We start from the raw sequence: 10520 nt of genomic DNA on the forward strand, positions 1-10520 counted from the left end.
CACAACTCCTACAAAAATCGATTAACTAATCACATGCTGTATCACTTTGCCAGTGACTTTATCAACTTCTACATCAGCTGCGCGGTTTTGGGAGTCATAAACTGTGGCGCGGTAATGATCCCCTTTGTTTTCCAGTTCAGTGACGGCATAACCTTGTTGTTCAAGAATTTTGGCTGCTTCCAACCAATCAATGCGTATGGGTGGTAATGTTTTTATAAAAGTGACTTCGCCGGTATTACCATTAACGCTAACACTAGCGCGCTGATTTGAAGGATCAAATACAATTGCGACATAATTAGTTCCTACCAGCTTAATTTGGTCTTCTGCTGTGTAGCCTGAATTGCTTAAACGTTGTAAGGCATCCGACATATCGACTCTGAGTGCTGCTTGTGCAGAGATAGCGCTAAGGCCTAATACGACTACCGATAAAATTCCTTGTGCTATCTTTTTATATGACTTCATTGTTTCACCTCGTTAGTTGTCCGGCAATGGTTTTACTTTTGCCGCTTGCATGGATACTATCTATTGTATGGGGGGTGGTACTTTATAGTCAATGTGCTTTCCAATAGGAATTCGAATAAAGTTTATATGGAAAAAATCAAATGGAAACTGCAACAGATGTAGATTATTTTTCTCATGAGGCGGATATTGGCATTATAGGACGGGGGAAGACGGTCGCCTTAGCGTTTGTCGCGGCCGCGCGCGCCATGTTTGCCATTATGGCAGATTTAAGCCAGCTACATATGCTGCAAACTATTACCATTGAATTTGAAGAAACAGATTTGGAACTGGCTTTGGTCACCTGGTTGAATCTTTTGCTAGCAAAATCCTATAGTCAGGGTTTGATTTTGGGAGAATTTAAATTAATTCAAAATAACTCCCATTGGATTGGGCAGGCTATGGGTGAGCCTTGGCGTGAGGATTTGGTGCGTGGCACGGAAGTGAAGGGAGCCACACTGACCATGCTATCCGTGTGCAAGCGGCAGGAGCAATGGGAAGCCAAGTGTGTGGTGGATGTTTAATTTTTATCCTTACATTCACCTCTCCCATCCCACAAGGGGATTCCCTTCGGTCACAGACGGGAGAGGTGAATTACTAGTAAAAATGGAAAGGTTCTATGGACTTAAATCAACTCATCAAAATTACAGATTATTGCTGGACGCTGAAGCCCAGAAGTAGTCAATCTACATTACCCGTTAGGTTTTACGCGAATGAAGAATTACTCGCTACCATGGATGAAAAAGTTTTAGAGCAGATCACTAATGTAGCGCGTTTGCCGGGATTGGTGGGTTCGGCTATGACCATGCCTGATGCGCATTGGGGTTATGGTTTTCCTATTGGCGGTGTGGCTGCATTTGATGCGGATGCAGGCGGTATTATTTCGGCAGGTGGTGTTGGTTTTGATATTTCTTGTGGCATTCGCTGCTTACGAACAGATTTGCGCTGGGATGAATTGTATCCTTGGCGTGAAAAATTGGCCGATATTTTATATGCGAATATTCCTGCCGGAGTAGGAGTGGAGGGAAAAATTCGTTTGTCCCGAAAAGAAATGGACGCCATGTTACAAGGCGGTGCGCGTTGGGCATTAGCAAAGGGTTATGGTGAGGCTGCCGATTTGTTGCATGTAGAAGAAAAAGGGCAGATGTCTGGTGCTGTCCCTGATAATGTGTCCGATTTGGCCAAAGAACGGCAGCGGGGTGAAGTAGGTACGCTAGGATCAGGTAACCATTATCTTGAGGTGCAGGTAGTGGATGAAATTCTTGATAGCCAAGCGGCCGAGGCGTTTGGAATTTACCAAGGACAAGTACTGATTTCCATCCATTGTGGCTCACGGGGTCTTGGGCATCAGATTGGTTCAGATTATTTGGTGATGCTGGCCAAAGCGGCGCAACGTTTGGGAATGGTGCTGCCCGAACGTGAATTAGCCTCAGCACCCATACTTTCTCCTGAAGGACAAAAGTATATTGGTGCGATGCATGCGGGTATCAATTGTGCTTTGGCTAACCGGCAAATCCTCACCCATTTAACCCGCGAATGTTTCGCTCGAGTTATTCCTGATTGTAAAATCGAGACGCTTTATGATGTTTCGCATAACACTTGCAAAGAGGAACGCCATGAGGTGGATGGCAAATGGCGCAAACTATATATCCACCGTAAAGGTGCGACTCGCGCATTTGGACCAGGGCATCCTGATTTACCTCCAGAGTTCACCTCAGTTGGGCAGCCGGTGATTATAGGCGGCAGTATGGGCACAGCTTCTTATATTCTTGCCGGCAACCGAGAAACTGAGAATCAGGCTTTTGCCTCTGCCAGCCACGGCGCTGGTCGAAATATGAGCCGCCATCAGGCGTTAAAACAGTGGCGAGGCGATCAATTGATTCACAACCTGGCAACTGAAGGGATAATAATTCGCACCCGCTCTTTGCGTGGCGCTGCGGAAGAAGCGCCATTAGCCTATAAAGATGTGGATATCGTAGCGCAATGCACTGAAAAGGCAGGGTTGGCGCGTCGAGTGGCTTTGCTGCGCCCGAAGATTTGTGTGAAAGGTTGATTATCTTTGTCGAGTAGCTATTCAAACCTATCTTTCTAGATAATGAGTAACATACTTATGTAGTATGCTAGAAATTAAAGTTTGATAAGGTAATCCTTCTCGTGTAGCAATGCGCTTCAAACCTTCTATATCATGCTGAGTTAATCGAATGTTAATTTTAGCTCCTTTTCTAAGATAATTAGCAGCTGCTTGTTTAGCAAATGCCAATTCTTCGGCTTGATTAGCTGAGAAAGGTAGCTGTTCCCAGGTGTCAGGTAAATTATCCTCTATTTCTTGTTCTTCTAAATCAAGTTTTACATCTGTATTTTTTTTACGGATATTCAGATTAGGATGGTCAATGACGGCTAAACATCCTTTAGTATCTAAAATTGTAATAATATCTTCGAAACTTATTCCTCGCGTCTCTAAGAGCTTGAGATTTTTCTCGTCACTGTATGTGTAAATAGGTAATTTCATGTTTTTAATAATAGACTATGTCTATCTATTGTCAACCTAAGTCAACAGCAAAGGGAGAAGAAGAAAAGCTGATAACTTTATCTATCGTATCTAGATGGGCAGCCAACATCACTAATCGATCTATACCTAGTGCAACTCCCGCACAATCGGGCATGCCTTTGGACAAAGCGGCTAATAATTGCTGGTCTTCGGGTATTTCCGGTAGATTTAATTGACGGCGCTTTTTATTATCGGCTTTAAAGCGACGTTCCTGTTCTTTTGCATCAGTGAGTTCATGATAACCATTGGCTAGTTCTATGCCTTTCCAATAAAGTTCGAAGCGTTCAGCTACGGGTGGATTGCTAGGGCGAATTTTTGCTAACGCGGCTTGTTGAGCAGGAAAATCGAGAATGAATACTGGACGTTTACCACCTAAATGTGGCTCGATGCAATGTGATAACAACAAATATAACCAAAAATCTTTATTCTCTGGGTCAGGATTTTCTATGTGTTCTATTCCATTTTGTTGGGCGCAGTTTTGTAATTCATGCGTGGTGCTGATATGTGGATCGATGCTTAAAAAGTTTTGGAAAATTTCGGCATAGGTAAGACGATCTGCGCTTTCCGTATCGGCAACAGTTTGTAATAACAGATCAATCTCATCCATCAGCTGATGGTGATCGAAGCCAATGCGGTACCATTCCAACATAGTGAATTCAGAATGATGATAACGACCATGTTCTTCAAGTCTAAACGCTTTACAAATCTGATAAATAGAACCGCTGCCGGAAGCTAGCAGCCGTTTCATGGCGAATTCAGGAGAGGTTTGCAGGTATTGGTATGGAAAATCAGCAGTATGTTTGGATGCGAATGCATCTGAGATTGGAGCGCTTGATTGCTCAAGAACCCTAAAACTGGCAATGTGCGGATCGGTGGCGGTAGTTTTGCAGAGCAGGGGAGTCTCAACTTCTAGTACTCCCCTGTCAGCAAAAAAGTTACGAATAGCAGCAATAATACGACTGCGTAACCGCAAATTAGCTAGACTGGCTGATGGTTTCCAAGATGATCGGGTATCAGCCATAATGGATTACTGTGCGGATTGTCCTTCCATCATCTGCACATGTTCCATTAGACGGGTCTGCTGTTCAGGAGTTAATTTGTTCCAACGTTCTTGGGCTTTGTTGACCAATTCTTGTTTCTTTTCAGGAGACAGGGCTTCCCACTCTTTGTGCATGCGCTCCATCATTTGCTTGCGTTGTTCTGGAGTCATATTTTGCATGCGCTGACGCATTTGTTCGCGTAATTGTTCTTTTTGTTCTGGGGTCATTTTTTCCCAGGCTTCTTTAGCTTTAGCCCGCATTTGCTCTTTTTCGGCAGGGGTCATGTTTTGCCATTTTTTCTGCATTTCTTGCATTTGTTCGGGTGTTGCAGTTTGCATACCACCAGCCATTGGAGCTGTTTGAGCAGCTGGTGCATTAGTGGTTGTTGAAGTATCTGTGGTTTGGGCATGAATGCTTTGAGCATAACAAAAAGCAGCGGCACCTAAAAAGATAAATCCCTTTTTTAGGGTAATGCGAGTGGTTTTCATAACAAAATCTCCTTTATCGAAATGAAATGGTTTGCGAGGTTTACTTCTCGCTGGAGAAATTCCAGCGTTAGTCCTGATTATGACTCCTAAACCATTTGAAGAAATGATTTGCAAATTCTTAATCAGGTGTTTAGTCAAAACAGTAATGAATATTATAGCTTTCATTATTATTTTGACAAATCCTAGGTGAGTAGGAATTTTTTGTTAATCCTAAACTCGCCTTATTTAGCTCGGGAGACATAAGCACCCGTGCGGGTATCAACTTTTAGCACATCGCCTACATTAACAAACAGTGGAACACGGATAGTCGCGCCAGTTTCCAGTGTTGCGGGTTTTGTTGCGCCACTGACGGTATCGCCTTTAATGCCAGGTTCGGTTTCAGTGACTTCTAGGGTAACAAAGTTGGGAGGGGTGACTGATAAGGGCTGTCCATTCCACAACATTACTACACAGATATCCTGAGCCTTGAGCCATTGGGCTGTTTCTGCAAGCAGATTAGCGGGGATGGCATGTTGTTCAAATGTGTCTGAAACCATAAAATGCCATAGCTCACCATCATTATACAGGTATTCCATTTCAATTTCGACTATGTCGGCGCCAGGTAAGCTATCACCGGATTTAAAGGTTTTTTCTAGGATGCGGCCGGTTTTTAGGTTGCGTAGTTTAACGCGGTTAAATGCTTGGCCTTTGCCGGGTTTTACATATTCATTTTCTAAAATGCTGCAAGGATCACCGTCCAACATGACCTTGAGGCCGGCTTTGAATTCATTGGTGCTGTAATATGCCATGGTTGCTCACTTGTTAAGACTGACAGCTATACACTACCAGCCTTTATTGAGCAATGCCAGTAGTTGCTGGTGTCTTGGCGTCGTTATTTGTTTTCCATTTAACCGAAATCCCATTGTCATAACGCAAATCGACACTTTCAGCAGGTGTATCATCTGTGGCAAATATCTCGTGATAAACTCTGACAAAACGTTGCAGACGCGGTAAGGGGTCAGTGCGGCCAAGGAAAATTTTAGTGCCATTATTTAAGGTCAGATTGAGCGCCTGGCGGTCATTGGCGTCTAGTTCAGTAATCGTTAATTTTAAGGGAGCTAGGATGGCGCTCATATCATGGTAGTACTGTAATAGTGTCGTGAGTTGGTTGTCAGCGCCATTTAATATGGGTAATTTCGCAGGGAAAGTGTTAGCTGGGGGGGTGAAAAGTTTACCGGCAGCATTCACCAATGCTTGTTTACCCCATTGTGCAACGGCTTGCTGTTCAGTGATTTTAATGATGACAGTGTCCGGCCATACTCGATGAATATCGACATCGGCTACCCAAGGGGATTGTTGTAATACCCGTGTCAATTCTCGAGGATTTAGGTTGAAGAAACCTCGATCGACAAAGGGCAGGACTTGTTGAGCAATTGCATCATGGTCTAAATGCTGATAGTCCGCTTGGATTTTTACGACTTTTATAGGGAATTGATCTGGGTCTCTTATCAGATGCCAGCCCCAACCAAGGCTGACTAGCACAGCAATAGCAACCAGTAATTGAAATATACGATAGAGTCGAAACCCTAAACGATAAAGCGCTCCAGGGCTGGAAGTGGGGGATGGTGAGGGTGATTCCATAAAAAGTTTTTATCCAGAGCGTAACATAAACACCAAGAACGCAATAAATGCAATCAATAATAATGCCAGAATCGCTAAAGTACCAAAGCTTTTCCCCAGGTTTTCACGGGAAAACGCCAGGGGATTACTTTTAACCTGTCGATATAAAATAAAGGCGACTAAGATTGCGCCTAAAAGTAGCAGTATCTCTGACCATTGCACTAAGACACCTCATTAACTTGAATAATTTTCATGGTGTTTGTGCCGCCGTGAACGCCCATATGGTCACCTTTAGTAAAAATAATACGCTCTCCCGTGGCAATTAATCCCAAATCTTTTAAAGTTGCAATGGCGGTAGCGGTGACTTTTTCCGCTTCAGATTGTGTAGAATCGAAAAGAATAGGGAACACATCACGATACAATGTCATTTTACCTAATGTCGCCGCGTTACGGGTTAACGCATAAATGGGGATGTTGGTGCGCAGGCGTGACATCATCAAGGGGGTTGAGCCGGATTCGGTCAGTGTCAGTATCGCCTTAATATCTAAGTGATTAGCGGTATAAAGTGTGGCCATGGCGATGGCTTCGTCCGTGCGTTTGAATTGTAATTCCATGCGATGCCCAGAAACTTGAGTTTCAGGTTGCTTTTCCGCCGCAATACAAATCCGCGCCATGGTTTCGACGACTTTATCAGGATGATCGCCTACAGCAGTTTCAGCAGAGAGCATGACTGCATCCGATTGATCCAAAACGGCATTAGCGACGTCAGAGACTTCAGCGCGTGTGGGGACGGAGCTGTGAATCATGCTTTCCATCATTTGGGTAGCAGTAATCACTGGACGATCTAAAGCCCGGGCGCGGCGTATCATATGCTTTTGTGCCCCGGGGACTTCGGCATCACCAATTTCAACGGCGAGATCACCGCGTGCCACCATAATTGCATCAGATGCGCTAATGATTTCATCAATATTCACTACAGCTTCGGCGCGTTCAATTTTGGCGATAATGCCGGCATCACTGCCGGCGGCAGTGAGTAAATCACGAGCGATTTGGATATCGTTGGCATCGCGGGGAAAAGACACTGCAATGTAGTCGACATTAGCGGCCACGGCAACTAATAAATCTTCTTTATCTTTTTCGGTTAGCGCGGCGGCAGTTAAACCACCCCCCAGACGGTTGATGCCTTTATTGTTGGAGAGCTCACCGCCGACTTTAACGATGCAGATCACCCGTGGACCTTCGATTTTTTTGACCGTCAATACAATGCGACCATCATCTAGCAATAGCGTATCTTCAGGAGCTACATCTTCAGGTAGTTGTTTATAATCAATACCGACGCTGACATCTGTACCGGCTGTGACTGGAAGACTGGCATCTAAAATGAATTGCGCGCCTTTTTCTAATAGTACTTTACCTTTTTGAAAGCGGGAAATGCGGATTTTGGGACCTTGCAAGTCACCCATAATGCCCACGGTAACGCCTATTTTTTTAGCACACTCGCGTACGGCAGCAATGCGTGTTTGTGCCATGTCTGCGCCATGAGAAAAATTAATACGTACCATGTTGGTGCCCGCTTTTAGCAAACGTTCCATTACAGCAGGGTTATCGGTAGCAGGGCCTAAAGTAGCGACAATTTTTGTTCTTCTAATCGACATGCAGATTCCTCTAATAATAAAAAAATACATTATACCTTCTCCCCTTGTGGGAGAAGGGAAAAAGTCACGGCTGTAATAGCTCAATCACCCCCCAATTTCTTTCATCCATCTCCAAGCAGCAAGTTCCAGCGCAGCGATAGCAGGTAATTTTTTTCCTTCCAAAAATTCAAGAAACGCCCCGCCTCCCGTGGAAATATAAGACAATTTATCAGCAATATCATATTTTTCTATAGCAGCAATGGTATCTCCACCGCCTGCTAATGAAAAAGCATGGCTTTGCGCAATCGCTAAAGCGGTGGCTTTGGTGCCTTCGGCGAATGCATCCCATTCGAATACACCAACGGGGCCATTCCAGATAATAGATCCTGCTGCATTGATATGTTGCACGTAAAGCTTGGTGGTTTCTGGACCGATATCGAGTATACGTTCATCTTGAGCAACATCCGCAACTTTTCTTAAAATGGGGAGCGCATCTTTGGCAAAAGTTTTTGCAACGATCACATCAGAAGGAATAGGAATAGTGGCGTTGCGGGATTGTGCTTGTTGCATCAGGCGTTGTGCTTCCGGTACCAAGTCTGGTTCATAAAGAGATTGCCCTACGTTAAATCCTGCAGCAGCGATGAAAGTATTGGCAATACCACCGCCGACGATTAACTGGTCTACTTTATCTATTAAAGATTCTAATACCGAGAGTTTAGAAGAAACTTTAGAGCCGCCAACGATCGCCATCAATGGGCGTTTGGGATCGGCTAAAGCTTGATCGAGTGCTTCTAACTCTTTGACCAATAGTGGACCGGCACAGGCAATTGGGGCGAATTCAGCAACGCCACAGGTTGAGGCTTCAGCGCGGTGGGCAGTGGCAAAAGCATCCATGACAAACACATCGCACAAAGAGGCGATTTTCTTGGCTAATTGGGGATCATTATTTTTTTCGCCAGTATTAAATCGCACGTTTTCTAACATGAGTACTTCACCGGCAGCGACTTTAACTTCAGTATTCAGCCAATCACGCTGGAAGCGCACCGACTGTCCTAATAAATGTCCTAAATGTTCAGCGACTTTAGCAAGTGAGTATTTTTCTTCAAATACGCCTTCGGTTGGACGTCCCAGATGCGACATGACTATAACGTGACCATTTTTACGTAAGCAGTATTCGATAGTTGGCAGGGCGGCGAGAATGCGTAAATCACTGGTGATTTCACCATTTTCCATGGGGACATTTAAGTCCTCTCGAATCAAGACGCGTTTGTTTTCTATATCGACTTCATTTAGTTTAAGGATGGACATGTTTTATGGCTCGTTAAATAGGAAAGCTTTTTTTGTTGGGTAATTAGTAAAAACTGTTATTCCTGGGAAGGCGCACTAGTGTCTGGTAAAACTCTATATCCCCTCTCCCCTTGTGGGAGAGGGGTACAGAGTTTTACCGGACACTAATGCACGAATGACAATCCTTATTCACTTAGCATTCATCAACGCCAACGTCGTATCCAACATACGATTAGAGAAACCCCATTCATTATCATACCAGCCCAGAACTTTAACCGTGTTACCGATGACCTTAGTCAAAGTTGCATCAAAAGTACAAGAAATCGGATTGTGATTAAAATCTACAGAAACTAATTGTTCATCACAGTAATCCATTATGCCTTTGAGTTCAGTTTCAGAAGCTTTCTTCATGATAGCGTTGATTTCTTCCACACTGCTTTGACGCTTAGATTGGAAAGTTAAATCAATCAAAGACACGTTAATCGTCGGGACACGGACTGCAAATCCATCCAAGCGGCCGGCTAGCTCCGGGATAACTAGACCAACAGCAGCTGCGGCGCCGGTTTTAGTAGGAATCATAGAATGCGTCGCAGAGCGGGCGCGGCGCACATCAGGATGATAGACGTCGATCAGTTTCTGGTCATTGGTGTAAGAATGTACGGTAGTCATTAACCCTTCGACAATACCCACAGTTGCATGTAGTGCATGAGCCATAGGCGCAATACAGTTAGTGGTACAGGAAGCATTGGAAATCACGGTATCGCTAGCCTTAAGCGTATTGTGATTCACACCATAGACGATGGTGGCGTCGACATCAGAACCGGCGGGAGCGGAAATTACGACTTTTTTAGCGCCGGAGGTTAAGTGTGGCATAGCCTGTTTTTTGCTGGTGAATAAACCGGTACATTCCATCACGACATCTACACCTAGATCTCCCCAGGGCAGTTTGGCCGGATCACGCTCAGCTACGACCCGGATCAGGTCATTGTGGATTTTCAAGTTGTCGCCATCGACTTTGACATCACCATGGAATTTTCCATGTACCGTATCGTATTGCGTTAAATAAGCATTGATTTTAGCGTCGCCTAAATCGTTAATAGCGACAATTTCCACTTTATCACGGTAGCCGGACTCATATACAGCACGTAAAATATTGCGGCCAATGCGGCCATAACCATTGATGGCTATTTTTATTGTCATTCAATTCTCCCCGGAGAGTTAATTATTAGAATTTGCAGCTTCCTCTTTCAGCCATAGCTTCTTGCCTTCTCCCGTCTGTGACCGAAGAGAATCCCCTTGTGGGATGGGAGAAGGTGCCCGATAGGGCGGATGAGGGGTAAGCTTTCAGTAGCTGTCAACTTAAAGTCAACCACAAATTTTAGATAAAAAAATATAAATTCCTTTTACAAACTTGTTCTTTTTACCT

General features: G+C 44.3%; 11 protein-coding genes. 2 read left to right on the forward strand and 9 right to left on the reverse strand.

Annotated features, from left to right (window positions below; all coding sequences use genetic code 11):
• Positions 1–21: 21 nt before the first annotated feature.
• Positions 22–462, reverse strand: a complete 441-nt coding sequence (locus VHE99_06600) for a PepSY domain-containing protein (GenBank protein ID HVV68684.1) — start codon at positions 460–462, stop codon at positions 22–24.
• A gap of 140 nt (positions 463–602) precedes the next feature.
• On the opposite strand from VHE99_06600, the gene VHE99_06605 reads away from it, so the two are divergent.
• Complete coding sequence (locus tag VHE99_06605) at positions 603–1022, forward strand: archease (GenBank protein HVV68685.1); 420 nt, start codon at positions 603–605, stop codon at positions 1020–1022.
• Positions 1023–1117: 95 nt separating this feature from the next.
• Complete coding sequence (locus VHE99_06610) at positions 1118–2551, forward strand: RtcB family protein (GenBank protein ID HVV68686.1); 1434 nt, start codon at positions 1118–1120, stop codon at positions 2549–2551.
• A 27-nt stretch (positions 2552–2578) separates the two neighbouring features.
• Here VHE99_06610 and VHE99_06615 read toward each other — a convergent pair whose 3' ends face one another.
• From VHE99_06615 to gap, 8 genes are all read right to left on the reverse strand, one after another.
• Complete coding sequence (locus tag VHE99_06615; GenBank protein HVV68687.1) at positions 2579–3007, reverse strand: hypothetical protein; 429 nt, start codon at positions 3005–3007, stop codon at positions 2579–2581.
• A gap of 31 nt (positions 3008–3038) precedes the next feature.
• Positions 3039–4067, reverse strand: coding sequence for an elongation factor P--(R)-beta-lysine ligase (epmA, locus tag VHE99_06620; GenBank protein HVV68688.1), 1029 nt, complete (start codon positions 4065–4067; stop codon positions 3039–3041).
• 6 nt (positions 4068–4073) lie between these two features.
• Positions 4074–4574, reverse strand: coding sequence for a DUF3106 domain-containing protein (locus VHE99_06625; protein ID HVV68689.1), 501 nt, complete (start codon positions 4572–4574; stop codon positions 4074–4076).
• Between the two features lie 221 nt (positions 4575–4795).
• Positions 4796–5362: an elongation factor P gene (efp, locus tag VHE99_06630; GenBank protein HVV68690.1), complete on the reverse strand. Its 567-nt coding sequence runs from the start codon at positions 5360–5362 to the stop codon at positions 4796–4798.
• Positions 5363–5405: 43 nt separating this feature from the next.
• Positions 5406–6194: a cell division protein FtsQ/DivIB gene (locus tag VHE99_06635; GenBank protein ID HVV68691.1), complete on the reverse strand. Its 789-nt coding sequence runs from the start codon at positions 6192–6194 to the stop codon at positions 5406–5408.
• Positions 6195–6394: 200 nt separating this feature from the next.
• A complete protein-coding gene (pyk, locus tag VHE99_06640) occupies positions 6395–7822 on the reverse strand; it encodes a pyruvate kinase (GenBank protein ID HVV68692.1) in 1428 nt (475 codons plus the stop codon).
• A 90-nt stretch (positions 7823–7912) separates the two neighbouring features.
• Positions 7913–9115: a phosphoglycerate kinase gene (locus VHE99_06645; GenBank protein HVV68693.1), complete on the reverse strand. Its 1203-nt coding sequence runs from the start codon at positions 9113–9115 to the stop codon at positions 7913–7915.
• A gap of 168 nt (positions 9116–9283) precedes the next feature.
• Complete coding sequence (gene gap, locus VHE99_06650) at positions 9284–10294, reverse strand: type I glyceraldehyde-3-phosphate dehydrogenase (protein HVV68694.1); 1011 nt, start codon at positions 10292–10294, stop codon at positions 9284–9286.
• Between the last annotated feature and the right edge of the window lie 226 nt (positions 10295–10520).

The sequence above is a fragment of the Gammaproteobacteria bacterium genome (genome assembly GCA_035546635.1).
Lineage (GTDB): Bacteria > Pseudomonadota > Gammaproteobacteria > JAURND01 > JAURND01 > DASZWJ01.

Bases quoted from the DNA above. Each gene is read 5' to 3' on its own strand.
- VHE99_06600 (HVV68684.1), bottom strand. From the start codon at position 462: ATGAAGTCATATAAAAAGATAGCACAAGGAATTTTATCGGTAGTCGTA.
- VHE99_06605 (HVV68685.1), top strand. From the start codon at position 603: ATGGAAACTGCAACAGATGTAGATTATTTTTCTCATGAGGCGGATATT.
- VHE99_06610 (HVV68686.1), top strand. From the start codon at position 1,118: ATGGACTTAAATCAACTCATCAAAATTACAGATTATTGCTGGACGCTG.
- VHE99_06615 (HVV68687.1), bottom strand. From the start codon at position 3,007: ATGAAATTACCTATTTACACATACAGTGACGAGAAAAATCTCAAGCTC.
- epmA (HVV68688.1), bottom strand. From the start codon at position 4,067: ATGGCTGATACCCGATCATCTTGGAAACCATCAGCCAGTCTAGCTAAT.
- VHE99_06625 (HVV68689.1), bottom strand. From the start codon at position 4,574: ATGAAAACCACTCGCATTACCCTAAAAAAGGGATTTATCTTTTTAGGT.
- efp (HVV68690.1), bottom strand. From the start codon at position 5,362: ATGGCATATTACAGCACCAATGAATTCAAAGCCGGCCTCAAGGTCATG.
- VHE99_06635 (HVV68691.1), bottom strand. From the start codon at position 6,194: ATGGAATCACCCTCACCATCCCCCACTTCCAGCCCTGGAGCGCTTTAT.
- VHE99_06645 (HVV68693.1), bottom strand. From the start codon at position 9,115: ATGTCCATCCTTAAACTAAATGAAGTCGATATAGAAAACAAACGCGTC.
- gap (HVV68694.1), bottom strand. From the start codon at position 10,294: ATGACAATAAAAATAGCCATCAATGGTTATGGCCGCATTGGCCGCAAT.